The sequence below is a fragment of the Peteryoungia desertarenae genome, from assembly GCF_005860795.2.
Lineage (GTDB): Bacteria > Pseudomonadota > Alphaproteobacteria > Rhizobiales > Rhizobiaceae > Allorhizobium > Allorhizobium desertarenae.
The window spans coordinates 2,274,327-2,301,158 of the sequence record NZ_CP058350.1 but is presented as its reverse complement, the minus strand read 5'-3'; the positions used below and the strand labels follow the sequence as shown (position 1 = coordinate 2,301,158).

Annotated in this window: 21 protein-coding genes; 14 read left to right on the top strand and 7 right to left on the bottom strand. The window is 58.7% G+C overall.

Annotated features, from left to right (window positions below; genetic code table 11):
- Positions 1 to 152: 152 nt before the first annotated feature.
- Positions 153 to 662 carry a transcriptional regulator LdtR gene (gene ldtR / locus FE840_RS11145; RefSeq protein ID WP_138289074.1) on the bottom strand — a complete coding sequence of 170 codons (510 nt, stop codon included), beginning with the start codon at positions 660 to 662 and terminating at the stop codon, positions 153 to 155.
- A 130-nt stretch (positions 663 to 792) separates the two neighbouring features.
- Positions 793 to 1,230, bottom strand: coding sequence for a DUF6163 family protein (locus tag FE840_RS11140; RefSeq protein WP_138289126.1), 438 nt, complete (start codon positions 1,228 to 1,230; stop codon positions 793 to 795).
- A gap of 121 nt (positions 1,231 to 1,351) precedes the next feature.
- On the opposite strand from FE840_RS11140, the gene hemB reads away from it, so the two are divergent.
- From hemB to FE840_RS11125, 3 genes are all read left to right on the top strand, one after another.
- Positions 1,352 to 2,368, top strand: coding sequence for a porphobilinogen synthase (gene hemB, locus FE840_RS11135; RefSeq protein WP_138289073.1), 1,017 nt, complete (start codon positions 1,352 to 1,354; stop codon positions 2,366 to 2,368).
- An 81-nt stretch (positions 2,369 to 2,449) separates the two neighbouring features.
- Positions 2,450 to 2,908, top strand: coding sequence for an RDD family protein (locus FE840_RS11130; protein WP_138289072.1), 459 nt, complete (start codon positions 2,450 to 2,452; stop codon positions 2,906 to 2,908).
- Positions 2,909 to 3,031: 123 nt separating this feature from the next.
- Complete coding sequence (locus FE840_RS11125; protein ID WP_138289071.1) at positions 3,032 to 3,799, top strand: arginyltransferase; 768 nt, start codon at positions 3,032 to 3,034, stop codon at positions 3,797 to 3,799.
- Between the two features lie 68 nt (positions 3,800 to 3,867).
- On the opposite strand, the gene FE840_RS11120 is transcribed toward FE840_RS11125, so the two are convergent.
- Complete coding sequence (locus FE840_RS11120) at positions 3,868 to 4,914, bottom strand: class I SAM-dependent methyltransferase (protein ID WP_138289070.1); 1,047 nt, start codon at positions 4,912 to 4,914, stop codon at positions 3,868 to 3,870.
- 876 nt (positions 4,915 to 5,790) lie between these two features.
- Here FE840_RS11120 and FE840_RS11115 point away from each other — a divergent pair.
- Entirely contained in the window at positions 5,791 to 7,197 is a 1,407-nt protein-coding gene (locus tag FE840_RS11115) for a putative bifunctional diguanylate cyclase/phosphodiesterase (RefSeq protein WP_246318756.1), read from the top strand.
- 29 nt (positions 7,198 to 7,226) lie between these two features.
- On the opposite strand, the gene parC is transcribed toward FE840_RS11115, so the two are convergent.
- Positions 7,227 to 9,503, bottom strand: coding sequence for a DNA topoisomerase IV subunit A (parC, locus tag FE840_RS11110; RefSeq protein WP_138289068.1), 2,277 nt, complete (start codon positions 9,501 to 9,503; stop codon positions 7,227 to 7,229).
- 205 nt (positions 9,504 to 9,708) lie between these two features.
- Between parC and FE840_RS11105 the strand changes: the two genes are divergently transcribed.
- The gene (locus FE840_RS11105; RefSeq protein ID WP_138289067.1) at positions 9,709 to 10,905 is read left to right on the top strand and encodes a hypothetical protein; all 1,197 of its coding nucleotides are present in this window, start codon (positions 9,709 to 9,711) and stop codon (positions 10,903 to 10,905) included.
- A gap of 127 nt (positions 10,906 to 11,032) precedes the next feature.
- On the opposite strand, the gene aspS is transcribed toward FE840_RS11105, so the two are convergent.
- The gene (gene aspS / locus FE840_RS11100) at positions 11,033 to 12,823 is read right to left on the bottom strand and encodes an aspartate--tRNA ligase (protein WP_138289066.1); all 1,791 of its coding nucleotides are present in this window, start codon (positions 12,821 to 12,823) and stop codon (positions 11,033 to 11,035) included.
- A 452-nt stretch (positions 12,824 to 13,275) separates the two neighbouring features.
- On the opposite strand from aspS, the gene FE840_RS11095 reads away from it, so the two are divergent.
- The 9 genes from FE840_RS11095 (at position 13,276) to FE840_RS11055 (ending at position 22,992) form a co-directional block, all read left to right on the top strand.
- Complete coding sequence (locus FE840_RS11095; RefSeq protein WP_138289065.1) at positions 13,276 to 13,929, top strand: TetR/AcrR family transcriptional regulator; 654 nt, start codon at positions 13,276 to 13,278, stop codon at positions 13,927 to 13,929.
- Between the two features lie 92 nt (positions 13,930 to 14,021).
- Positions 14,022 to 14,462, top strand: coding sequence for an anthrone oxygenase family protein (locus FE840_RS11090; protein WP_246318755.1), 441 nt, complete (start codon positions 14,022 to 14,024; stop codon positions 14,460 to 14,462).
- 347 nt (positions 14,463 to 14,809) lie between these two features.
- Positions 14,810 to 16,048: an MFS transporter gene (locus FE840_RS11085; protein WP_138289063.1), complete on the top strand. Its 1,239-nt coding sequence runs from the start codon at positions 14,810 to 14,812 to the stop codon at positions 16,046 to 16,048.
- Between the two features lie 162 nt (positions 16,049 to 16,210).
- Positions 16,211 to 17,356: a ribonuclease D gene (rnd, locus tag FE840_RS11080; protein ID WP_138289062.1), complete on the top strand. Its 1,146-nt coding sequence runs from the start codon at positions 16,211 to 16,213 to the stop codon at positions 17,354 to 17,356.
- Between the two features lie 3 nt (positions 17,357 to 17,359).
- Positions 17,360 to 17,857, top strand: a complete 498-nt coding sequence (locus tag FE840_RS11075) for a GNAT family N-acetyltransferase (RefSeq protein WP_138289061.1) — start codon at positions 17,360 to 17,362, stop codon at positions 17,855 to 17,857.
- A gap of 9 nt (positions 17,858 to 17,866) precedes the next feature.
- Positions 17,867 to 18,844, top strand: a complete 978-nt coding sequence (locus tag FE840_RS11070; protein ID WP_138289060.1) for a small ribosomal subunit Rsm22 family protein — start codon at positions 17,867 to 17,869, stop codon at positions 18,842 to 18,844.
- Positions 18,841 to 19,848 (top strand): DUF2891 domain-containing protein, encoded by a 1,008-nt coding sequence (locus tag FE840_RS11065; protein WP_138289059.1) that lies wholly within the window; start codon positions 18,841 to 18,843, stop codon positions 19,846 to 19,848. The genes FE840_RS11070 and FE840_RS11065 overlap by 4 nt, the downstream gene beginning before the upstream one ends.
- Positions 19,845 to 21,521, top strand: coding sequence for a cis-3-hydroxy-L-proline dehydratase (gene lhpI / locus FE840_RS11060; protein WP_138289058.1), 1,677 nt, complete (start codon positions 19,845 to 19,847; stop codon positions 21,519 to 21,521). Before FE840_RS11065 ends, lhpI begins: the two co-directional genes overlap by 4 nt.
- Before the next feature lie 112 nt (positions 21,522 to 21,633).
- Positions 21,634 to 22,992, top strand: coding sequence for an esterase-like activity of phytase family protein (locus tag FE840_RS11055; RefSeq protein WP_138289057.1), 1,359 nt, complete (start codon positions 21,634 to 21,636; stop codon positions 22,990 to 22,992).
- Positions 22,993 to 23,043: 51 nt separating this feature from the next.
- Here FE840_RS11055 and ppx read toward each other — a convergent pair whose 3' ends face one another.
- Complete coding sequence (gene ppx, locus FE840_RS11050) at positions 23,044 to 24,564, bottom strand: exopolyphosphatase (RefSeq protein WP_138289056.1); 1,521 nt, start codon at positions 24,562 to 24,564, stop codon at positions 23,044 to 23,046.
- Positions 24,565 to 24,576: 12 nt separating this feature from the next.
- A complete protein-coding gene (locus FE840_RS11045) occupies positions 24,577 to 26,769 on the bottom strand; it encodes an RNA degradosome polyphosphate kinase (protein ID WP_138289055.1) in 2,193 nt (730 codons plus the stop codon).
- Between the last annotated feature and the right edge of the window lie 63 nt (positions 26,770 to 26,832).

The window sequence follows — 26,832 nt, the reverse complement described above, 5'->3', positions numbered from 1 at the left end:
TAGATCGCAGGTCACATGACTGTGTCTGGAAACAACGAATACGTGAGATCACAATGGCAAAACCGGACGCTTTGGTAAAAGCATCCGGTTTAACCGATCATGAATTGCAGGCTCGGCGTTGAAGTCTCGCTTGCGAAACCCAAGCGGATTGGTCAGAGACGATAGAGGATCTGGTCGTTCCAGAAGCGGTCAAGGCGTTGAAGCAGCTTGTTCATCTGGGTGAATTCGTCCGAACCAATGCCACCCACTTTCTGGATCGAGCCGATATGGCGCTCATAAAGCTTGGCGACAACTTCGGCGATCTCCTGACCTTCCGGTGTCAGACTGATGCGGACCGAGCGGCGATCAACCCGCGAACGCTGGTGGTTGATGAAACCGAGGTCGACCAGCTTCTTGACATTGTAGGAGACGTTGGACCCGAGGTAGTAGCCACGCGAACGCAGTTCGCCGGCGGTCAGTTCGGAGTTACCGATGTTGAAGAGCAGCAGCGCCTGCACGGCGTTGATGTCGCTGCGCCCCCGGCGGTCAAACTCGTCCTTCACCACGTCGAGCAAGCGACGGTGCAGGCGCTCGACCAGATGCAGGGATTCGAGATACAGAGAACGGATGGCCTCTTCCTGGGGATCAAGGGGGGCCGGCTGCGGCTTGAGCTTGGTGTTCATTATGATCTGCCTCACTGTTTTGTCTGGCGGCCTTGTTTTTTCTCCCGCCTTAGTGAGGACCATATCCAATGCGCATAAAATTCTACTTAAAACGCAAGCTTAACAGAGGCTTACCGGCCTGAGCTTGCAATCAGGGTGAATCAACCGTTATCTCGCCGCGCGCCTGTCTCTTCTCGAACCACAATGCCAGACGGAATGCGATGAAGACAAGCGCGACGCTGGCATGCAGGATCAAAACGATCGCATTGGTTCCGAAAATGTTGGACCAAACGCCAAACATCAGGGCTTGTCCGGTTGCGGCAATCAGCCAGATGACCGGCCCCCAGGAGCCGCCCAACCATAGTCCCAGTGCCGCAACCGGAAAGACGACGGCCAGTGTCGACGAGGCCGTACGCCATGGCAAAGACAAGAGGTCGAAACGCGCATAGCCCGAATGGGTCAAACCCACCAACATGCCCCAGTATTGCAACCCAAACCATAGACAAGCAATGGCGACCATGCGGAGGAAAATCACATAGGTGATCTCCGTCAGGCTTCGCTTCGGCGTTTGCGTCGAATCAAGTTCCATGTCGCTGAAGATAGGGAGCGGATCGATCTCATGCCAGCAAAAGCTGGCAGTCCTGATCGCGGCTTTGCCGAGCCTGGATCTCATGCTAATCCAGCTTCAACAGCTTATGAGAGGTTTGGAAATGCAGGACAAGACGCACCAGGTTGACGAGGTGACCGGCAACCGTCGCATGCGGCGGCTTCGAAAGGCGGATTGGCAACGCCGAATGGTGCAGGAAAACCGGCTGACCGTTGACGATCTCATCTGGCCGATCTTCATCGTTCCCGGCTCCGGTATCGTGGACCCCATTGCGGCGATGCCGGGTGTCAATCGCATGAGCATCGACAAGGCGGTCGATGCGGCGCGAGAAGCTGCTGACCTCGGTATTCCCGCGCTTGCGACTTTTCCAAACGTTGACCTCTCCCTGCGCGACGAGACCGGATCTGAGATCCTCAATCCCGACAATCTGATCAACCAGGCAACGGCAGCTATCAAGAAAGCAGTACCGGACATCGGCATCATTACCGATGTCGCCCTGGACCCTTTCACGAGCCATGGACATGACGGCATCTTTCGCGACGGAGAGATCGTGAATGATGAGACCGTGGAGCAACTCGTCAAAGCGGCAATCGCCCAAGCGGACGCCGGTTCGGACATCATCGCGCCCTCCGACATGATGGATGGCCGGATCGGCGCAATCCGTCGCGGACTTGACGCGGCCGGCCACCAAAGTGTGGGCATCATGTCCTACGCAACAAAATTTGCGTCCTGCTATTATGGCCCCTATCGGGAGGCCATCTCGACGAGCGGACTGCTGAAAGGCGACAAGAAATCCTACTATGTCGATCCGGCCAACGGCACCGAAGCCTTGCGTGATGCGGCGCTCGATGTCGAGGAAGGTGCGGACATGCTGATGGTGAAACCCGGCCTGCCCTATCTCGACATCTGCTGGAGGATGAAGGAAGCCTTTGGTCTGCCGGTCTTTGCCTACCAGGTCTCAGGCGAGTATGCGCAGATCAAGGCTGCAGCCGCGAATGGCTGGCTGGATGGGGAGCGCGCCATGATGGAAACGCTGCTTTGCTTCAAGCGGGCCGGTTGCGATGGTATTCTCACCTATTTCGCCCTGGATGTCGCGCGCATCCTGTCCAGGACGCGGTGACAAGACCGGAACGAATGCGGGTTCATTGCATTCGCGTCTGCCATCCCCATATGTGGTTGACACGTGACAAGGAGCAGCAAGATGAGCCTCGACAGCAATAACCTGACAGCCGCACCGGATGACTGGCGTGCCTATAGCGGCGTGCTGTCGCGCCGTGTGTTCGCGTTCATTCTGGATTACATCATCGTTGCCCTGCTCTGGATTCCGGCGGCGGTGATTGTCTTCTTTCTTGGCATCATCACCCTTGGCCTTGGCTGGCTGCTTTATCCCATTCTGTTCTTCGTCGTAGCAGCCCTCTATTTCGGCATGTCACTCGCTGGGCCTGCTCAAGCAACACCTGGCATGCGAGCCATGGGGATTGCCATGGTGCGACTGGACGGACGCAAGCTGGATTTCGTAACGGCAATCGCGCATCTGGCGCTGTTCTGGATCCTGAATTCGGTCTTGACACCGCTGATCCTGCTGGCTGGTCTCTTCATCGAGCGGTCGCGGCTCGTCCATGATCTCCTGCTCGGAACCGCAATTGCGCGGACAACCTGAACCCAAGCGACCTTCGATTTTCAGCTCAACGCTTCACCGACTTCGGTGGAGTGTTGACCTTTTTCAATCTTGCGCCATCCTAGTATTGTTACGGCACAGATAGAGGATTCTCTTCGTCTTCAGATGAACACACAGACCTCGCCTTCCCCGCAATTCTATCTTACGGCACCGGCGCCGTGCCCCTATCTTGCGGGTGAGATGGAGCGCAAGGTCTTCACGCACCTCGTCGGGCCGCGGGCTCCTGAAATGAACGACCTCTTGACCCAGGGTGGGTTCCGTCGCTCCCAGAATATAGCCTATCGTCCAGCCTGCGAATCCTGCCGCGCCTGCGTGTCCGTTCGCATCGTGGTCGATGAATTCGTTCCCTCACGCGCCTTCAAACGGGTGGAGGCAGCCAATCAGGATCTGATTTCGACCGTCTTCCCGGCTCAGCCCTCCACCGAGCAGTTTTCACTCTTTCGCGCCTATCTTGACAGTCGGCACCAGAATGGCGGCATGTCGGACATGTCTGCTCTCGACTATGCGATCATGGTGGAGGACACGCATGTGGCGACGCGTGTCATTGAATATCGCCTGCGCAGCCCGGGCGACGGGCTTGAGGCGCAGCCGAAGGGCGAACTCATCGCCGTGGCGCTGTCCGACATGATGAGCGACGGATTGTCGATGGTGTATTCATTCTTCAATCCCGCACTGGAGAAGCGGTCGCTTGGGACGATGATGGTGCTTGACCATATCCGCCGGGCAAAGGCGCTTGGCCTCCCGCATGTCTATCTCGGCTACTGGGTGCGCGGATCGCGAAAAATGGGCTACAAGACCCGCTTCCAGCCGCAGGAACATCTCACCAATCGGGGCTGGGAGCGCTTTGACGTGGATGCCGAACCCGAAGCCTGAGCTCCGCCGGTTGAAGAAGCCCGACGCTCACAAGAGCACCGGGCTTGTTGTCAAAGGGTGAGCAGAACTTACGAAAGTTTGCGGATGATGCCGTAAACGATGTTGCGGTTCGCGCCGAAGCGAATGCTGCACTCCACATCCATGCCTTCGGTCGTCGCTTTCATGATGCGCCACATGTCTTCCTCAGAACGTAGCAGCAAGGCCCAGTTCATGAATGTTTCCATGTAGCCGTCGACCACAATTTCCGTAGCAAAATTGGCAAAGAGGAAGGTGCCACGCGGCTTCAGCATCTGAAGGCAGCGCTGGGAAAGCTTGATGGCAACTTCATCTGAGAGATAGTCGTAGAGCCCTGCGGCATAGACGAGGTTGAACATTCCCAGCTTTTGCGAACGCATCAAAACCGTGCGTACCGATCCATCGATTGCCTCAACCGCGGTACCTGCATACTCACTGGAAACTGCCCCCACGCTGAGTGGATCCTGATCCAGGGCGACCCAGCGCTTCAGCCGCTTTTCTCTAAGCGCCCTCGACCGCTCTGCCTCACGAAGGTGTCCGGCGGCAATTGTAAGTATCTCTGCATCTCCATCGGATGAATCGGCAGCTAGGTCGACATATTCGGTCAGAAGATCTCGGCGCTCTCGCACTGCAACCGAAGATGAAGCATCCTTCGTGTAGTCATAAAGCGCCTTCCCAACTGGAGATGCACTTGCGATTTGATCGGCTATGCTGTCATGGCCGTAGATAAAATCCAGAAGCTGAGCATCTCCCGAGTACCCACGTGGCTTCTCAAACGACCATCGTGTGAACGGATCCTGGAGAAAAAATTGCGCCACCGGGTGCTGCTGTGCAACCGGTATCAGTTGTTGCCAGACACTCGGAGAGTAACGGGACCGAATTTGATGCAGAGATCCTGCAACTCTGTGAATGATCTCTGCTGGCTGCGTAGTTTGCTGAACCTGTTGCTGCATGGCTATGCCCAGCACCAGCGCCAACTCCGCAAGGGCCTTCTGCAACTCCTCTTCTCGTACCGTCGAGCCTGGAACTACAAAATGTGCGCCAATTGACTCGGGAGTTATGAGGCTTTGACCGTCCAAGGAAATTTCAATCTGTCTCATACGCAACCACCATAATTCATCCAAACGGCGTTAAGAACTCAGTTACCATAAGGCAGAACTCAAACTTGAGCGACACCATTTAGTAACCATCTCCGAGTTTGGTTAATCGCAGGCGGTTGTGTTGATCCGGCTTCTTGATGAATTAACACAACGCTAAATGAGTGATGCTAGCATATGCTCTGGACAGATGGGCTGAACGGAGTGCGACCTCGGGTGCGCCTGGCATTTGCGACATAGTGGAGACCAACGGTACCGATGATGTCGCTTCTTCCCATAAAGACTGATGAACCTAGCATCGTACTCGATCCATCAAAGATGGCACGGTCGGATCTGCGTCAGCTTTATAACGTGCATACCGACGGTACACGCACAGCAGCGGCCCGCAGGGGTCTGTGGTTTGCTGTCATCGTCTATATTCTGTTTTCGATCAGCGATTTCTTTCTCATTGCAGACGTTGCCCAACTCACCAGTATCGCACGTCTGCTGGTGGGCACAGCCTCACTTTTTGTCTTGGAACTTGCCTATCGCAACAAGGCAGGGGCCGGCGTCATAGAAGGATTGTGCGCCCTTGCACTGGTGGTTGGGTATCTTAGTTGGCTGGTTCCTGCTCTACAGACCGAAGCCGTAGCAACAATGCGGCTTTATGTGATTTTCGGCACGATATTTATGATGGGCGTGAACCTTTTTTTCATATTGCCCTTCACTATTTCCATGTTTTCATCTACTGCAATTCTTGTATTTATGGTTTTTAGTACGCTTCTAATTACACCAAACGACCTGAATTATCTAGCAACATTTACTCTGTTCTATATTTCCTGCTTTATATTTACCGCATATGTGAACTGGAAGCTCAACCAAGAGCGGTTCCATGTTTTCTTGAATGCGCTCGAAGCTTCCTACCAGCATCGTCAAGCTGAAGAACGTGGTCAAGCATTGGAGCGCCTCTCCAACACCGACTATCTGACGGGCGTCGACAACCGTCGGGCGATTGATGCGCGCCTGCAAGAGTGCTGGGACGCGTGGCTAAGCCAGGATACCTCCTTTGCAGTCATCCTGTTCGATATCGATCTGTTCAAGCGCTACAACGACTGCTACGGCCATCAAACGGGCGATGAATGCCTGATCACGGTGGCGCGTGCCGTCAATACCGAGCTCCGCAAGCATGGTGTCAGTTTCGGGCGCTTCGGGGGTGAAGAGTTCATTGCGATTGCCCAGGTTGAGACCAAGGCCGATGCGCTTGCCATCGCAGAAGCGATCCGCAGGACTGTCGAGGATATGCAGTTGCCGCATGAGCAGCGCAAGGACGGGATATCCGTTGTCACTGTCAGCGTCGGCATCGCGATGAGCCGGCAGTCGACACATCCGAGCCTGAACAAGATCATTCAGGAGGCGGATCGCGCCCTTTACGCTGCCAAGCGCGAGGGACGCAATTGCGTTCACTTCTTTGATCCCCGCGACCCGCAATCGATCGACGAAACAGAAACGATTGCCGCGACACTGAGAGGCGCGCTGCAGAACAATCTCGCGAACATGGTCTACCAGCCGATCGTCAACCTCTCGACGGGGAAGATTGAGGCCTATGAGGCCCTGATGCGAATGAAGATGTTTGATGGCACGCCAATATCGCCCTCACGCTTCATTCCGATTGCGGAAGATACCGGGATGATCCTGCCACTTGGGCTCTGGGCCATCCGCCGTGCCTGCATCGATCTTCTGCTCAGCGACCGTACGCCTATGGTCTCCGTGAACATCTCCCGTGTACAGCTGAAAAGCCCCAGTTTTGCCCGCAGCGTTTCAGACCTCCTCGCTGAAACCGGAATCGACGGTCGTCGACTGGCATTGGAAATCACCGAGGGACTTGATCTCGATGGTCAGGCCGACGCGCTGCGCTGCCTGCGGGAGCTGTCAGAACTGGGCATCCGGATCTGGCTCGACGATTTTGGAACAGGTTTCGCCGGCCTTTCCTGGCTGCGCATGTTCCCATTCGATACGGTCAAGATCGACAAGTCCTTCCTGCATGATGCCTCGAGCGCGAGCGGTCGGAAAATGCTGTCCGATATCGTGGATCTAGTTCACCATCGCGGTGCACGCATCCTGATCGAAGGTGTGGAAGACGCCTCACAGCTTGAACTTGCCCGCGAGCTCGGCGCGCATCAGGTTCAGGGTTATCACACGGGCCGCCCCACCCCGGCCGATCTCGCCCCGGTCATGTCCGGCGTCGCTCCGGGCGTCGCCAAGGACGCGACGAAACCGGCACTGCGCCAAATTCATCCGCGTCAGTAAGGTGGGCGGTCAACGGGAGGTAATCTGACCTATCCCGAGAAGCGACCGCTGCGCGGGAAGCCCTTGGGAACAGCCCGCCCAGCCGAGGCACGATCGCCCATCCATTCCAGCAGTTCCTCCTTGGACTTGGTGAAGACGCGCCCGGCGCTGTCTTCCCAGGTCAGGCCATCTGCCATGGCAAAGCATTTGATGTCCGAGACACCGCCATCCTTGTAGCGCTGCAAGCGCACGCCTTTGCCGCGCGTCATTTCCGGGATCTGGGCGAGCGGGAAGACAACCAGCTTGCGGTTCTCTCCGACCACGGCCACGTGGTCTCCCGAGACCGGTATCACCAGTTTCGCCTCGTCCGGCATGGCCACATTCATGATCTGCTTGCCCTTGCGGGTATTGGCAACCAGCTCCGCTTCCGGCACGACAAAGCCGTTACCGGCAGTCGATGACAGCAGAAGTTTGCGCATGGGATCATGCACGAAGGCCGTCAGGACATCCTGATCATTCTCCATGTCGATCATCAGGCGGATCGGCTCCCCATGCCCGCGCCCCCCTGGCAGCTTGTCGCCGCCCAGGGTGTAGAACTTGCCGCCGGTCGTAACCACGAGGATCTTGTCGGTGGTCTGCGCTGGAAACACAAGCTTGAGCGCATCGCCTTCCTTGAAGGTCAGTGATGACGTGTCTGCAATGTGACCCTTGAGAGCCCTGATCCAGCCCTTTTGAGAAATGACAACGGTGATCGGTTCCTTCTCGATCATCGCCTGCTGGATTGCCTCCAGGTCAGCCTCCGGCGCGTTGGCGAAGACGGTACGGCGACGCCCCAATTCCGTTGCCTTGGCGAACTTCTTCTTGACCTCACCGATCTCCCAAGCAACCGTCTGCCAGAGCTTATCCTCGGAGGCGAGCAGCGCTTCGATCTCGGCCTTTTCCGCAGAGAGCGCCTCATGTTCCTTGCGGATCTCGAATTCTTCCAGCTTGCGCAGGTTGCGCAGGCGCATGTTCAGGATCGCCTCGGCCTGATTGTCGGTCAGCGTGAAGCGCTGGATAAGCACCTCCTTCGGCTCATCCTCCTCGCGGATGATGCGGATCACCTCGTCGAGATTGAGATAGGCAATCAGAAGACCGCCGAGGATCTCCAGCCTGCGGTCAATGGCCGCCAGCCGAAATCTTGAGCGCCGGACCAGCACATCCCTGCGGTGATGCAGCCACTCGCTCAGGACTTCGTTCAGCGCCATCACCTTGGGCACCTTGCCCTGTGACAGCACGTTCATGTTCAGCGGCACGCGGTTTTCAAGCTCGGTCAGCTTGAACAGCGATTCCATCAGGATGGTCGGATCAACCGTCCGGCTCTTCGGCACCAGTACGATGCGGACATCTTCCGCCGACTCGTCGCGAATGTCTTCGAGAAGGGGCAGCTTGCGGGCGATCAGCAGTTCGGCGATCTTCTCGATCAGGCGCGACTTCTGAACCTGAAACGGGATCTGCGTAACGATGATCTGGTAGCCGCCACGACCGAGATCCTCGGTCTCCCACTTGGCACGAACACGAAAGCCGCCACGCCCCGTGCGGTAGGTTTCGAGCATGGATTCGCGGCTTTCGACGATCACGCCGCCGGTCGGGAAATCCGGTCCCTCGATGCCGCCCCGCTGGGGATTGGCAGGATCGGCCAGCAGCTCGTCCACCGTCGCATCCGGTTTCTTGATCAGATAAAGCGCGGCGTCGCAAAGCTCATGCACATTGTGCGGCGGAATAGAGGTTGCCATGCCGACCGCAATACCGGACGAGCCGTTTGCCAGAAGGTTCGGAAAGGCGCCAGGCATGACGACCGGTTCGTCATCTTCCTCGTTGTACGTCGGGCGGAAGTCAACGGCGTCCTGGTCGATCCCTTCGAGCAGGAGGGCCGCAACGTCCGTCATGCGGGCTTCGGTGTAACGATAGGCCGCGGCACTATCGCCATCGATATTGCCGAAATTCCCCTGCCCGTCGACGATCGGATAACGCTGGGAGAAGTCCTGCGCCAGTCGCACGAGCGCGTCATAGACGGACTGGTCGCCATGTGGATGGAACTTACCGATCACGTCGCCGACGATACGGGCGCATTTCTTGAAGGCCGAATTGGGCCGGATGCCCATTTCGCTCATCGCATGGATGATGCGGCGATGCACAGGCTTCAATCCGTCGCGCACGTCTGGCAGCGCACGGTGCATGATCGTCGACAAGGCATAGGCGAGATAGCGCTCCTCGAGCGCCGCCTTCAGGTCGACCGGCTGTATATTGTCGCCACCATCTTCGGGGGGAAGTAGATTTTTGCCCATGCGTCCTGCCTAGACGAGAAGGCCCTGAACGGCAAGGAATCCAAGGATTCTCCCTGTGGATTAAGGGATTGTGTCCGGGCTTGTGACACAATTCCCCTCCATGTTTCCGCCCACGAAAAGCGGTGGAAGTTTTTCCAATCCTTCTTATAAATGAAGCCAGCTTTTCGGTGCGCCCCAAGGGCTGCCAGCAACAGAGGATTTTGATATGACCTTGTACCGCTCCACCCGAATTCTTCTTGCGAGCGCCGCACTCTGCGCCTTGGCAAGCCCTGCCCTCGCCCTGGACGGACAGGATTTGCTGAACAAGATCAATGCTTCATTCGCAACCGGCGGCACGGCGCTTTCAGCCGACAGCGTGGAGGTCGACGGTTCGGACGTGATCCTCAAGGGACTGAAGCTCAGCGTCGAAGGCGCGCCGAATGAGTCGCCCCTGACGCTTGAACAGATCACGCTTCAAGGTGTCAGCGAAGAGGAGGGAGGCGCCTACTTCATCGAGCGCGTCGATTTTCCGGAAGTCAACGTCACCGAAGAGAATTCAGTCTTCACGGTGCAGGATCTCTATCTGGCCGGTGTCTATGTGCCGGGCGACGCCAATGCCGAGGGCATTGATTCGATGATGTTCTATGAGGAAGCCCATAGCGGCATGGTCGAGGTGTCGGTTGACGGCAAGTCGGTCTTCTCGATGGACAAGGCAGTCGGCACCATGGGTCTTTCGGATGACGAAAGCACGATCACCTTTGAGGGATCCGTCACCGGCCTAAAGGCCGACCTCAGCACTGTCGAAGACCAGAGCAGCAAGGAGACCATTGAGGCGCTGGGACTGACCATGCTGAACGGTGACATGAACATGTCCGGCAGCTGGGAAATCGAGAGCGGAACGATCAACATCGAAGACTATTCGATCGATTTTGCCAATGTCGGCAAGCTGAGCCTTGCCTTTGGCATGTCCGGTTACACGCTTGAACTTGTCAAACAAATGCAGGAGCAAGCCCGCATGATGCAGGCACAGCCGGACAACGAACAGGCGCAGCAGGCGGCGGGTCTGATGATGCTCGGGCTGATCCAGCAATTGTCTCTCATTGATGCAGAAATCCGCTTTGAAGATGACGGCATCACGCAGCGTGGTCTGGATTATGCCGGCAAGAGCCAGGGAACCGATGGCGCGCAGATGGCGCAGATGATCAAGGGCATGGTCCCCTTGATGCTCGCCCAGGCAAAACTCGGCGCCCTGCAAAACGAAGTCTCGGCAGCGATCAATGCCTATCTCGACAATCCGCAATCGTTGACCATTGCCGCTGCCCCGGCCAGTCCGGTTGCCTTCCCGATGATCATGGGTGCGGCCATGGGTGCACCGGAGACCATTCCGGGCCTGATCGGGCTGAAGGTCACCGCGAACGACTGATCGACACTGATCGAACCAGCAAGGCCCGGTTGCGAGAGCGACCGGGCTTTTTTTTCTTGTCCGCTTGCAACAAAAAAGACCGGGATTGCTCCCGGCCTTCGATGATTTTTCCGATCCGATGTCGGGATCAGTCCTTCTTCGGCTGCGGCACCACGCGCAGCGCCAATTCGCGCAATTGCGTCGGGGTGGCCGGCGACGGGGCGTTCATCAGCAAGTCCTGGGCCTGCTGGTTCATCGGGAAGAGCGAGATTTCGCGCAGGTTCTTTGCGCCGACCAAGAGCATGACCACACGGTCGATGCCGAAGGCGCAGCCGCCATGCGGAGGGGCGCCGTACTGGAAGGCACGGTACATGCCGCCGAAGCGTTCCTCGACATCGTCCTTCGACAGGCCGACCAGTTCGAACGCCTTGACCATCAGTTCCGGCGACTGGTTACGGATCGAGCCCGAAGCGATTTCGAAGCCGTTGCAGACGGCGTCATACTGATAGGCCTTCAGCGACAGCGGATCCTGGCTTTCCAGCGCTTCCAGACCACCCTGCGGCATGGAGAAGGGGTTGTGGGCGAAATCGATCTTCTTTTCGTCTTCGTTCCATTCGTAGAACGGGAAGTCGACGATCCAGCACATTTCGAAACGGTCGCGATCAACGAGATTCAGTTCCTCACCAGCGCGGGTGCGGGCTTCGCCGGCAAACTTGTAGAACTTTGCCGGATCGCCGGCGACGAAGAAGCAGGCGTCGCCCGCTTCAAGGCCGAGTTGTGTGCGGATCGCTTCCGTGCGTTCTTCGCCGATATTCTTGGCGAGCGGGCCGGAGCCGGCGATCTTGCCATCCTCTTCCTTCCAGAAGATATAGCCGAGGCCCGGCTGACCGGTCGACTGCGCCCAGGCATTCATGCGGTCACAGAAAGCTCTGGAACCGCCGGTCTTGGCGGGAATGGCCCAGACTTCGACCTTCGGGTTGGAGGCGATCATGTTCGCGAAGATCTTGAAGCCGGAATCGCGGAAATGGTCGGTGACGGCCTGCATGACGATCGGGTTGCGCAGGTCCGGCTTGTCGGAGCCATACTTGCGGATCGCTTCGTCATAGGGGATGCGCGGCCACTGCTTCGTCACCGGCTTGCCTTCGGCAAACTGCTCGAAGACCTTGGTCATCATCGGCTCCATCGTGCCCCAGACATCTTCCTGGGTAACGAAGCTCATTTCGACGTCGAGCTGGTAGAATTCGCCCGGCAGACGGTCGGCGCGCGGGTCTTCATCGCGGAAGCAGGGGGCGATCTGGAAGTAACGGTCGAAACCGGCGACCATCAGGAGCTGCTTGTACTGCTGCGGCGCCTGGGGCAGCGCGAAGAACTTGCCTTCATGAATGCGGCTCGGCACCAGGAAGTCGCGCGCGCCTTCCGGCGAAGAGGCCGTCAGGATCGGCGTCGTGTATTCGGCAAAGCCGGCTTCGGCCATGCCCGTGCGCATGGCGGAAATGATCTGGGTGCGCTTGACGATGTTCTTGTGCAGCGTGTCGCGGCGCAGATCGAGGAAGCGATATTTCAGACGCACGTCTTCCGGATAGTCCGGCTCGCCAAAGATAGGCAGCGGCAGTTCCTTGGCGGCCGAGAGAACCTCGATTTCCTGAGCGTAAAGCTCGATCTCGCCGGTCGGCATGGTCTTGTTGACGGTGTCTTCCGTGCGGGCCTTGACCAGGCCGTCGATGCGAATGACCCATTCGCCGCGCACGGTTTCGGCCAGCTTGAAGGCCGGGCTATCCGGATCGGCGACGACCTGGGTGATGCCATAGTGATCGCGCAGATCGATGAAGAGCACGCCGCCATGGTCGCGAACGCGATGGACCCAGCCCGACAGGCGAACGGTCGATCCGACGTCGGACTTGCGAAGAGCGGCACAGGTGTGGCTGCGGTAACGATGCATGATCAGGTATCCCGAATGTGACGGTCGAAAAGGCACCAACAGACGAGGCGCGCGACCGATAGAAAATCGGGCGGAAAAGCGCATGGTGTGGCTGATTTGTCAAGGCTGCGTGGTGTGGCGGGAGCCGAGGTTAGTTTCTCCGGTTAGGTGGAGCGCCTAATCAAACCGGAGAGCTGCGGCGGAATGAATGCAATTTCGGTAAAAATGGCGGGAGCGGCCCGAACAGACACATCCGCCGATGACCGTCATCTGCCCAAACCGGTGATGGGCATCAGCGAATTCGGCTACCATACCGCCAATTCTGCGATGCAATTCTAATATGCACTGCGGAAACGCTGGTGGTGGCGAAAGTCAGAAACTCCGTGACACACTCCACACGGCCGATCCTGTTTCGTCATACCTCATTGACATATCCGTAAATTTTTGTACGTTTTTGTTAGTGAGGTAGGACCATGGCTACACCCAAACAGATCGCTCGGCGCGAACGCATAGAAGAATCCGCTTATACGGTGCTTAAGGAGGTCGGATACAAGGCCGCATCCTTGCTTGTTATCGCGCAGCGCGCGTCGGTTTCCAATGAAACGCTCTACAAATGGTATGGCAATAAGCAGGGACTGTTTCGATCCTTGGTCGAAGCCAATGCCAGAGAGACCAAGGATCTGCTGGAAGCTGCGCTTCGAGCCAACAGCGATCCGGTCGATACGCTTGTCGCACTCGGCCCCATCCTGCTGTCCCTCGTCACCGGCGAAAAAGCTATCGTGCTCAATCGCGCGGCGGCTGGTGATATCAGCGATACGAGAACACTCGGCCCGGCGATTGCAAAATTCGGGCGCGATACCATCGCGCCCCTGCTCCGCGACTTGCTAGAAGCTGCGAGTCGGTCCGGGGTAATCGCCTGCGACGACCCAGCCTCTGCCGCCGACATCTATTTTCGCCTGTTGATTGGCGATCTTCAGGTTCGCCGGGTCATCGGCGCCGTGGACGAACTGCCGCCCTCGGAAATCGAGCGACGCGCGAGCCAAGCCGTCACACTATTCCTGCAACTCCATGCGCCCGCCGGTGGCGCGCGTTCTTTGCCATCCGCTCACACGAGACCTTCACAATGACACCCTTCCTTTTCCTTTATCCGTTTTCAATCCTGTCGCTTCTGTCGAGCGGCGCGATCTTCGGCTTCTTCTATGCTTGGATTTGTTCGACGATGTGGGGTCTCGATGCGGCCAATCCCGCGCTTGCGATTGGCGCAATGCAGGCCATGAACGCGTCGGTGAGAAACATGGTGTTTGCGCCAGCCTTCTTTGGGACACCCTTTATCCTTTTCGCGACGGCCTTGCTTGCTTGGTTCTCGCGTATGAAGGCTGCGAGCCTGCTCTTTGGGATCGGCGGTCTGATTTACTTACTCGGCGGAATGATGCTCACGATGAGCGTAAACGTGCCAATGAACGAAGCGCTTGCCGCCGTCGCCATTCCGCAGGATGCAGCCGAAGCACAACGCATCTGGGAAAACTATTCGGGGCCTTGGCAGTTCTGGAACACTATTCGCACAATTGTCAGCGGCGTCACGCTGGCGCTGACCGGCATCGCCATCTTCACGTTGCGGCCTAAAGACCGCATGATCCTGTCTTTCAACGATCCTAAGTAGTAAGACAGTCGTATTTCTGGCGTTCGCAATCGCAGAAAAGGCAGGGTCACCGCACTCACAATGTGCGTTGTTGAGACAAACCCGCCCCCCTCAACGCAATGGTCCGCGAGAACCAGCTATGGCGACCAAGACCACTTGATCAAGTGCACAGTCACTCACCCCCGCAACAACACGCTCGCCAGATCCAGCGGCGGCGCAAACGGCTCGCAGCCGGTGCTGCCCCCGGCGTTGAGAAAAATGCGGCGGGAGGTCAATTTTGGCCTCTGTCGCCTTCCATTTTGCTGGTCTAGTAATTCACTACGCCGCCATTCCGACTCACATTCTCTGCGGCGGGCAGCAGGCCCATCATGCATGACATCCGTCCGCTTATTCCCCTCCTCGTCACCGCCGGCATTCTGATTGGCGGCAACGGGCTTCAAGGCACCTTCGTTTCGCTCCGCGCCCTTGAAGAAGGTTTCTCCGCTTCCGTGATCGGCGTCATCGGCACCGGATATTTCCTCGGCTTTGTCATCGGCTGCGTCTATGTCACCAAAATCATGCGGGCGATCGGCCATATCCGCACCTTCTCGGCGCTGGCGGCCATCGCATCGGCTGCCTCGATCGCCATGGCCCTGGTCATCGATCCCTTCTCCTGGTTCCTCATGCGCCTCGTGCAGGGCATCTGCTTTGCCGGTCTCTTTGCCGTTGTCGAAAGCTGGCTCAATGCGCGGGTGACGAATGCGACGCGGGCGAGAACGCTTTCGGTCTATCGTTTCGTCGATCTCGGCGCCGTCACGATGGCACAATATCTGATCCCGCTGGTCGGCCTCAGCGGCTTTGATCTCTTTGCCATCATCTCGATGATCCTGACGCTCTCGCTGGTGCCGATCTCCTTTGCGGACCGCTCCAGCCCTGCCCCTCCGGAGGATGTGAAGTTCGACGTCAAGGTGCTGTGGTCGATTTCGCCGCTGGCGACGATCGGCTGCATCGTTATCGGGCTGACCAATTCAAGCTTCCGCTCGCTCGGCCCGATCTATGCGGATGGCATTGGCATGTCGGTGACGGCGATTGCCACCTTCATGAGCATCGGCATCTTTGCCGGGATCGTGCTGCAATATCCGCTCGGCCATTATTCGGACAAGCTCGACCGGCGCGTCATCATACTTGTAGCAACCTTCGGGGCTGCGGCATCCTCGGCCTATCTCGCTTTCTTTGCAGGCGATGGAGAGCTTGCGAACTTCATCGGGATCTTTGCCTTCGGCGCCTTTGCGCTGCCGCTCTATTCACTGTGTTCTGCCCATGCGAATGATCATGCCGCACCCGGCCAGCATGCCCTTGTGTCCGCAGGCACCCTGTTCTTCTGGTCGCTCGGTGCCGTGATCGGCCCGCTCTTTGCCTCCTTCCTGATCGATCTCTTTGGGCCACATGCGCTCTTCGTCTACATCATCGTCGTGCTTGGCACATTTATGATCTACACGCTGTTCCGCATCACGATCCGGGAGGGCGTGCCCGTCGAAGAACGGCGCATGCGCTTCCGCAGCCTGTTGCGAACCTCTTTCTTCTTCTCCAAGCTCGCAACCCCGCCCGCCAAACGTGACGATCGCTAGGACGAGGCGTTTGAGGCAGGCGGGCTCACACTGCGCTTGCGGTTTATCGCGCCTTTCTCGACAAAGCCGGTGACGACGGTGCGTGATCCAGACAGTCGTATTGACATCCTTGGCGATAAGGGAAACTAAGGTTGATCAGATATCTGCCAAGACCGAGCCGAAATGATCGAAACCACTGCCGCGCTTGAGGAGGCTTGCAGCCGCCTTGCCCAATCCGACTTCATCACCATCGACACGGAATTCCTCCGCGAAACGACATTCTGGCCAGAGCTTTGCCTGATCCAGATGGCCTGCCCCGGCTATGAGGTGATTGTCGACCCGCTGGCAAAGGGTCTCGATCTCGCTCCCTTTTTTGCTTTGATGGGCAATCCTGCGGTGACCAAGGTGTTCCATGCGGCCCGACAGGATATCGAAATCATCTTCCATCTCGGCAAGCTGATCCCCCATCCGATCTTCGACACGCAGGTTGCAGCCATGGTCTGCGGCTTCGGCGATTCGGTCTCCTATGACCAACTCGTGCAGAAGGTGAAAAACGTTCATATCGACAAGACATCACGTTTTACCGACTGGAGCCGCCGTCCCCTTTCCGAGAAGCAGCTCGACTATGCACTCGCCGACGTGACCCATCTTCGCGACGTCTATCTGAAGCTGAAGGCGGAGCTGGAGCGGGAAGGACGCGCGGAATGGCTGACGGAGGAAATGGCGATCCTGGAATCCCAGGAGACCTATGACCTGCATCCCAATGATGCCTGGCAGCGGCTGAAGATGCGGCTGCGCAAGCCGCAGGAACTGGCCGTCATGCAATATGTCGCCGCATGGCGCGAACGTGAGGCGCGTTCCCGCAATGTGCCGCGCTCGCGGGTGCTCAAGGACGATGCGATCTATGAAATCGCCCAGCAGCAGCCGAAGGACACCGAAGCGCTGGGTCGGCTCAGAACCATTCCGAAGGGCTGGGAGCGCTCGGCCTCGGGTGCGCAGATTGTCGAGCAGGTCAATGCTGCGCTGGCGCTGCCCAAGTCGGAAATGCCGCATGTGCAGCGCCATACCCACGCGCCGGAAGGCACTCAGTCTGCCGTCGAACTGTTGAAGGTTCTTCTGCGGCTCACCTGCGAGAAGCATGGTGTTGCCTCGAAGGTGATCGCCAACAGCGATGATCTGGAAAAGATTGCGGCTGAAGGTGATGCCGCTCAGGTTCCTGCCCTTTCCGGCTGGCGCCGTGAGCTTTTCGGCGACCTTGCCCTGAAGCTCATCTCCGGCGGCGTCGGGCTGCGTTTCGTCGACAAGCGTGTCGAAGCGGTGGAGTTCTGAGCCATGCCGGCGCTTTCCCTGCGCCGCGCCGTGCCGGAAGACATTGCGTTCATCATGGCGACCGAACGTCTGCCCGGCTATGACAGCTTCATCGGACGCTTTTCCGAGCTTACGCATCATGCGCAATTGCGCGATCCAGCCTTTGCCTATCTGGTTGGAGAGGATGAGGACGGTGTACCTACGGGTTTCGTTATCCTGAAGGATCTCGACAATCCGGCAGGCAATGTCTGCGTGAAGCGTATCGCGGTGGCAAAGCCTGAGGCCGGTTATGGCTCCCTTCTTCTGGCAGGTGCCGTCGACTTTGCCTTTCGCGACGCGGAAACCTATCGGCTGTGGCTGGATGTGGTTCCGGGCAATGAGCGCGCCCGAAAGGTCTATCGCAAGACAGGTTTTTCCGAAGAGGGCATCATGCGCCAATGCGCCTGTCTGCCAAGTGGCGAACGCACCGACCTGATCCTGATGTCCATCCTACGCCCGGAATGGGCGGCGCGGCATGGGTGAGTAGCGATCATGGAGCTTCCCGCCGCCCTTCGAGCTGCCGTTGATCAGATGCTTGTCGGTGAGCCGGTGGAGCGGCTCGCCAAGGCAAGTGCCATTCTGTCGGATCGCTATCGACGCGAGGTGCGTGACGGACGATTGCATATCGATGATGCGCTTGCGGCCAAGGCCTATCTTGCCACCCGCCTGCCCGCCACCTTTGCCGCCGTTCGCGCTGCCATGACCATGGTCGAGGAGAGCCTTCCCGATTTTCAACCGCATCACCAGATCGACCTTGGTTGCGGACCGGGCACGGCCTTCTGGGCGGCTCAGGACACCTGGGCAAGCCTTGCCGAGGCCGACATGGTGGAGGCGAGCCCCGCCATCCGCAGGGTCGGCGAAGCCTTGGCCAAAGAGGCATCCGCCCAGAGCCGCTGGCATGCCGGAGACGTCACGCTCCGCATCCCGGATCTTGCGGCGGCTGATCTGGTCACGCTGACCTATGTGCTCGACGAATTGCCGCCGACAAGCCTTGCCCCTCTGGTCTCGCGCTTCTGGAACCTCACCAAGGGCGTGCTCGTCATCATCGAGCCCGGCACGACCGCCGGATGGCAGAGGATCCTTGCTGCCCGACAGACACTGATCGAGGCCGGCGCTCATCTCGTTGCACCCTGTGCCCATGCCAGGGACTGCGCGATTGTTGCGCCGGACTGGTGCCATTTCTCCAGACGTGTGGCGCGGTCGCGTGTGCATCGGCTGGCCAAGGGAGCGGAGGTCCCGTGGGAGGACGAGAAATACATCTTCATCGCCGCCTCCCGAATGGTCGCTGAACCGGCTCAAGCGCGGGTTCTCTCCCCGCCTCGCATCTCCGGCGGGGTTGCGCGACTAAAGCTCTGTCGTCAGGATGGTCGCATTACCGAGGCGGTGATCAGCAAACGCCAGGGCGATGCCTTCCGCGTCGCGCGACGTGCCGACTGGGGCGATGGGCTGGCCCTGGAGATCGAAACATGACGACACTTGACGAGGCCATGGCCGACCGGTTTGCGCGGATTGCGCTGGGCCATGTTGAGCGGGAATATCCGAACCATATCCTGCATGCTCTGGAGGGGCCCGACGATGCACGGACACCCCGTGAGCTTCATCCTGTCTTCTGTGGCAGTTATGACTGGCATTCCTGCGTGCATGGCTATTGGATGCTGGCGCGCCTCTTGCGGCTTTTCCCGCAGATGGATGCAGCACCGGCGATCCGCGTCCTTTTCGAGCGGGCACTGGTCCCGGAAAAGGTCGCTGGCGAATGCGACTATTTCGACCGGCCACTGGCGCGGGGCTATGAGCGCCCCTATGGCTGGGGCTGGCTGCTGAAGCTTGCCGCAGAACTCCATGCCCATGAAGAAGATCGATGGAGGCAGGCCCTTCAGCCGCTGACCGATCGGATCACCAGGCGCTTCATGGATTTCCTGCCGCTTGCCACCTATCCGGTCCGCGTCGGCACCCATTACAACACCGCCTTTGCGCTTCGGCTTGCTGCAGACTATGCCGAGACCGCCGATGACCAGGCACTGCTGCGTCTGCTAACTGAGACTGCGCAACGGTGGTATGGCACGGACGAGGACTGTCCCGCCTGGGGCGAGCCGAGCGGCGACGATTTTCTGTCCCCGACCCTGATCGAAGCCGAATGCATGCGACGGCTCATGCAGCCGAGCGCCTTTTCGGATTGGTTTCCCCGCTTCTTGCCGAAGCTCGACCAAGGACAACCTGCCTGCCTCTTCGCCCCGGCGCGCGTGTCTGACCGCTCGGACGGCAAGATTGCCCATCTCGATGGCCTCAATCTGAGCCGGGCCTGGTGCTTGTCAGTGCTTGCGACGACTCACCCCGAGAATTCCCCGACCAAGGCATCTCTCGAAGCCGCAGCCAGTCAGCACCTTGCTGCCGGTCTCAAGCATGTCGCCGGCGACTATATGGGCGAACATTGGCTGGCGAGTTTCGCAGTCCTTGCCATGACGGAGCCGCGATGACGGGTGCTGCCAGGATCTGCGGTGACGTTGTTGTCGGTGGCGAGGCTTCCGGCCCTCTCGTCTACAGCACGGTCCCCTTGAGCTTCTGGGGTGGGGTCGACCCTGAAACTGGGCGGGTGATCGACCAGCATCATCCACTTAAAGGTCGGTCACTGACCGGCTGCGTGCTCGCCGTGCCGACCAGCCGTGGCTCCTGCTCCGGAAGCGGGGTCGTTCTGGAACTCGTCCTGAATGGGTGCGGTCCTTCGGCGATCCTGCTGGAGCGACCGGAAGCGATCATCTCTCTCGGCGTCATCGTGGCTGAAGAAATGTTCGGGCAGTCGATCCCTGTCAGAATACTAGGGCCGGATGGTTTTGCCGCCCTTTGCAACGTCGACCATGTATCCCTTGAGCCTGCTCACAAAAAACAAGGCGCACAGATCGCACTGTCGGATCATGACCGGGCAATCGAGGCGGGAGAGCATGGCGAGGCAGCGCGGATCGCCATGCAGATCGTGCTGCGGCTGGCGGCCCTTGAGGGCGCTCGCGAACTGTTGGATGTCACGCAGGCGCATATCGACGGCTGCATCTATACCGGACCCGGCGGACTTGCCTTCGCCGAAAGGCTCAAAGAGCTCGGGGGCAAGGTCGCTGTGCCAACCACGCTCAATGCAATTTCCGTCGATCAGAGGCGGTGGCGCGAACAGGGCGTCGACGAAGCATTCGGCAGCGCTGCGAGCCGTCTGGCGGATGCCTATGTGGCAATGGGCGCGCAGCCAAGCTTCACCTGTGCTCCCTATGTGCTCCAGACGGCTCCCAAGCGTGATGAACAGATCGTCTGGGCCGAGTCGAATGCCGTCGTCTATGCCAACAGCGTGCTCGGCGCCCGGACGATGAAATATCCCGATTACCTGGATATCTGTATTGCGCTGACCGGGCGGGCGCCGAAGGCAGGCTGTCACCTCGACAGCGGACGGCAGCCGCAGCTGCACGTCCAGGTTCCCGAGCTCAAAGGCCTTGATGACAGTTTCTATCCGCTCCTCGGCTATCTGATCGGCTCGATCGCGACCGACGAGATCCCGTTGATCGAGGGGCTTGAAAGGGCAATGCCCTCATCGGATGATCTGAAAGCCTTTGGCGCAGCCTTCGCCACCAGTTCGGCGGCCCCGATGTTCCATGTTGCCGGCGTGACACCGGAGGCAATGGAGCCTGCAGCTTTCGCGGCGCTCTCCCTGAAAACGGTGCAGATAACCATCGACGATCTTCGCGCAGCCTGGGACGAGTTGAATGGTGCAGCGATCGGTCCCGTAGATCTCGTTTCGCTCGGCAATCCGCATTTCTCTCTTTCGGAGATCGCGGCGCTGGCCAAAATCTGCGAGGATCGAAAGACGGCGGCGACTTCAAGCATCATTGTCACCTGCGGGCGTGCGGTCCTCGATGAGGCAATTGCGGCCGGCCATGTAGCCGAGCTTGAAAGCTTTGGCGTGTCCTTTGTCACCGACACCTGCTGGTGCATGATAGGCGAACCAATCATCCCGCCCGCTGCCCGCGTCATCATGACGAATTCGGGCAAATATGCGCATTACGGTCCCGGTCTATCCGGACGGGACATGCGGTTTGGAAGCCTAGCGGACTGCGTCGAGGCCGCAGTCACAGGCGAGTGTCGCGGGCATCTGCCCGGCTATCTGTCCTAACCCAACTGGGAAAAAACCTCTCCGTCACCAAAGTTTCACCGAACGGATATCGGCGCGACATCATGTCCGCCTAATCAGGCGGCGTTCCAACTATCCCTTTCAAGGTGACATCATGAAACAGGTTGTTCTGACCTCCGCTTCCCTTTGCCTTCTTGTTGCCGGTACTGCATTGGCCGGTGAAACCGTCTTCCCGTCGAAGCTCGTTTCCCACGTCGTCGTGCCCGGCAACACGATCATTTCGGCGCCTGCAGACGCGCCGGAGCACCTGAAGACGTCCGGCAAGTTCACGACGCCCGACCGCAAGCGCGCCGAAGGGCTCGGAACCATCATGGGCAAGGATGGCCATCGCGAGACCGGTCTCGCCCTGCCCTTCAACGGCCAGCCGCTACAGGGCTTCTCCGGCATCAAGCGCATGGAGGACGGCACGTTCTGGACGCTCTCCGACAACGGCTTTGGTTCCAAGATCAATTCCAGCGACGCCATGCTGATGATCCACCATGTCGGATTTGACTGGGATGCCGGCGCCATGGAGGTCAAGGAAACCGTCTTCCTCAGCGACCCCGACAAGAAGGCCCCCTTCCCGATTGCCATGGAGGGTGCCGGAAGCCGCTACCTCACGGGGGCAGATTTTGACGTTGAATCCATCCAGCCGGTGGCGGACGGCTTCTGGATCGGTGAAGAATTCGGTCCCTACATGCTGAAGTTCAGCCGTGACGGCAAGCTCACTGATGTGATCGCCACGAAGGCCGGTGATATCGAGGTGAAGTCCCCGGATAATCCGACCCTCGTCGTACCGGCCAATCCGACCGCGAGCATGCCAAGCTTCAACCTGCGCCGTTCGGGTGGCTATGAAGGTCTTGCCATCTCCAAGGACGGCACGAAGCTCTACGCCATGCTCGAGGGGCCGCTCTACAAGCAGGACGGCACTGTCGAAATGGTTGACAGCATGACGGCGCTCAGGATCATCGAACTCGATGCCACGTCTAAGAACTGGACGGGCCGCACCTGGATGTATCCGCTGACCGAAGGCGGTGTGGCAATCGGTGACTTCAACATGATCGACGACACGACGGCTCTCGTCATCGAACGCGACAATGGTGCCGGAACGCCTGACAAGGCCTGTGCGGACCCCAAGGCTCCGACTGCAGACTGCTTTGCCAACCCAGCCAAGCACAAGCGCATCTACAAGATCGAGATGACCGATGAGAATGCCGGCCGGTCTGTCCGCAAGATCGGTTATATCGACCTGATGAAAATCGAGGACCCGGACAACAGGAAGCGTCAGGGTGGCGGCAACGGCTTCTACGACATGCCCTTCGTAACGATCGAAAATGTCGATATCGTCGATGAGACCCACATCATCGTCGGCAATGACAACAACCTGCCCTATTCGGCAGGCCGTTCTCTCAATGCCGTGGACGACAACGAATTCGTGCTGCTGGAAGTCGGCGAGTTTCTCGCTGCGAAGTAAACGCCAAACGCCCCGCGTCATCCAATTGGCGCGGGGCTTCAAGGCGGTCGGCTATTCGAAGACGAAGGCCAGACGCTTGCCGGTGAGTTTCGCCAGTTGCTGGAGGCGACCTTCGATCCGCTCGCCGGCGAAATCGACATGGGCTTTTGGAACGACGAATTCGAGATCGATGTCTGGATTGTCTGTCCGACGGAAGGTCAGATCATTGACGATCCCCGGCATGGAGGCGGAGAAGAGGTAGACCACTCTCAGCAATCCGCCGATCAGCTTGGCCCGCTCCAGCAGGCGTTCCGTGGCAATGGCTGCCAGCGGGCCGGTCCTGCCGTCATCATGCAGGCCTTCAAAGCGGTAGTAATTGGTCAGCGCGATAAAGGCGCGGCCCGGATGGGTGATGCTGATCAAGGCCGAATGGGCAATGAGGTTCAGTGCCTGCAGACCGCGATAGTCCGGATGGGCACGCCAGCTGATATCCGCCAGCAGGCAGGCCGCCTGCCGGTAGCGGCTGTCTTCAACCGTTTCCTCGATATCGAAGAAGGGCAGCATGCGTCCTGTCCAGTCAGCAAGCTCTCGCGCATGCTCGGGTGAGCGGGCGCGCAGGATGGCAAGCTCGTTCGCCGCAGAAATCAGCGGGTCAAGCCCACGCTCCTCTTCGGAAAGCAGCGAGTAGAGATAGCCTTCGCGAACGCCCTGAGCGGAAAAGCAGACCGACTTCGGGCGCATCACTTCGATCACTTCGCGCATGGCGACCGCACCGAATGGCAGAAGCGCCCGCCGGTTCTTGGAGATGGTCGACCAGGCCGGGTCGCGGCTATTAGCGCCGGATATGATCTCGTCCAGAAAGAAGGCGATTTCATCATAGGGCAGTTCATAGCCCTGCATCATATGCAGCGGATATTTGCGGATTTCCATGTGCAGCTTGGCGATGTTGCGCCATGTGCCGCCAACCGCATAAAAGATCCGTCCGGCGCCCTTCTCCAGAAGGGTCGCGGCAGCGATCTGCGTTTTCGACAGGGATTTGGCCTTCAGCAGTGATCCGTCCGCCGTTTCCGACAAGCGCAATCCGCCGAGCGGCAGTGTCACGCCGGGACCGATTGTCTTGCCCTGGATATCGATGAGTTCGAGCGAACCACCGCCAAGATCACCTGCAATTCCATCGGGATGATAGAAACCGCTGATGATGCCGTAAGCCGAATAAAGAGCCTCCTGCTCACCGGTCAGAACCTGGATATGCTGGCCAAGAATGGCCTCTGCGCGTTCGATGAAATCGGGCCCGTTCGAGGCTTCCCGCGCGGCAGCGGTTGCCAGGATGTACATGCGGGTCGCCTGGGCCTGCTCGGAGAGCGCCCGAAAGCGACGCAGCGCTGCAAGAGCCCGTTCGACGCCAGCGGCATCCATCTTGCCGGTCGTGGCCAATCCCTTGCCCAGACCGCAAAGCACTTTCTCGTTGAACAATACCGTCGGCGCACGCGACAGGCCTTCGTAGATGACGAGACGGATCGAATTCGAACCAATATCAACCACGGAAACAGGGGCAATGCCGGGAAGCCGCCCCTGCGCTTCAGATCGTGTCATGAAGTCCCAGTTTTATCGTTTCCTGCCGGAGATCAGACCGGCGATGAGTTTCGGGGCACTCGATTTCAAGGCTTCTCCGCGTCCGGAAAGGCTCGGATTGGTCATGAAATAGTGCTGGGCGTTGAACGGTTCCTCGCCCGACCGCACTTCCATGCGCCTTGAGGTGCCATCGGGCAATATCTCGTAGCTTTGCTGGTTGTCAATGAGATTGCCGAGCATGATCTGGGACAGGACCTGCTCATGCACAGTCGGATTGATCAGTGGCACCAGCGTCTCGACGCGACGATCGAGATTGCGGGGCATCATGTCGGCAGAACCGATATAGACGAGCGCCTTTTCGGATGGCAGGCGGTGTCCATGGCCGAAGCAGAAAATGCGGCTGTGCTCCAGGAAGCGACCGACGATCGATTTTACGCGGATGTTGTCGGAGAGACCTGGCACCTGGGGTCTCAGGCAGCAAATCCCGCGAATGACGAGGTCGATCTCCACACCGGCACGGCTTGCGCGATAAAGTGCATCGATGATCTCCGGGTCGACGAGCGAATTCATCTTCATCCAGATACCGGTTGGACGACCGGCCTTGGCATGTTCGATCTCTTCCTCGATGTGCCGCAGAATGCGCGGGCGCAGCGTATAGGGTGAGACGGCCAGCTTCATGCTTTCTTCCGGCTCGCCATAGCCGGTGATGAAGTTGAAGACATTGGCCATGTCATGGGCGATCTTCGGATTGCAGGTGAAGAAGGACAGATCCGTATAGATCTTTGCCGTGACGGGGTGATAGTTGCCCGTTCCAAGATGGCAGTAGGTCCTGAGCTTGCCATCCTCGCGACGAACGACCATCGACATCTTGGCGTGTGTCTTCAACTCGATGAAGCCGAATACGACCTGCACGCCTGCACGTTCCAGATCGCGCGCCCAGCGGATATTGGCTTCTTCATCAAAACGCGCCTTCAATTCGACCAGCGCCGTTACCGACTTGCCGGCATCGGCGGCATCGATCAGGGCACGCACGATCGGGCTGTCATTCGAGGTGCGATAGAGTGTCTGCTTGATCGCGAGCACATCAGGGTCGCGCGCAGCCTGCAGCAGGAACTGCACGACAACATCGAAGCTCTCGTAAGGATGGTGGACCACCATGTCCTTTTCGCGGATTGCCGCCAGGCAATCGCCTGCATGCTCGCGAACCCGCTCCGGGAAGCGCGCATTATAGGGTTCGAAGCGAAGGTCATCACGCGGCGCCTTGCAGATTTCCGAAATCGTGTTCAGGGCAAGGAGACCGGGGAGAACGGCAACGCGATTTTCCGGGACAGCCAGCTCATGCACCACGAACTGGCGGAGTGCGACCGGCATTTCCGAATCCACCTCGATGCGGATGACCGAACCGCGACGACGGCGCTTGAGAGCCGTTTCGAAGAAGCGCACGAGATCTTCGGCTTCTTCCTCGACCTCGATATCGCTGTCGCGAATGATCCGGAATGTGCCATATCCCTTCACCTCATAGCCCGGATAGAGGCGATTGATGAACAGCCCGACGACATCCTCAAGGGTGATGTAGCGAATGGTCGTCTTGTCGTCCGGCAGGCGGATGAAGCGGTCAAGCGTGGGAGGCAGACGCAGAAGCGCCGTCATCGGCTCCCCCGTGCGATTGCTGCACAGCTGCAACCCCATGGAAAAACCGAGATTGGGAATGAAGGGGAACGGATGTGCCGGGTCGATGGACAGCGGTGTCAGGACAGGAAAAATGGAATCCTCGAACGTATTCTCAAGCCACAGCTTGTCCTCGTCTGACAACGCCGCTGGCCGTACGATCAGAATTTCTTCCTGCGCCATGTATTGCTGCAGGACCGCCAGCGAGGCCTGCTGCTCCATCTGCAGATTGTCGATTTCCTTCAGGATATCCTCAAGCTGCTCCGCCGGCGTCTTGCCGTCGGGACTGCGTACGGTAATGCCCTGGCGTACCTGGCCCTCAAGACCCGCAACGCGCACCATGAAGAATTCATCGAGATTGGCCGCAGAGATCGACAGGAAACGGACGCGCTCAAGCAGCGGATGGTCAGTGTTCAGTGTCTCCTCGAGAACACGGCGGTTGAACTGCAGCCATGAGAATTCCCGGTTTATGAAGCGCAAAGGGCTTTCAAGCAGATCTTCAGCAGCCTCCGCGTCCGGCGCTGGTAGCTCCACATTCTCGTTGACCGCAGAATCCATGTCTCTCCATCCCTTTGTCGGCGACATGCCGACTATAACAGTTTGACGACAGGTCTGTGACAC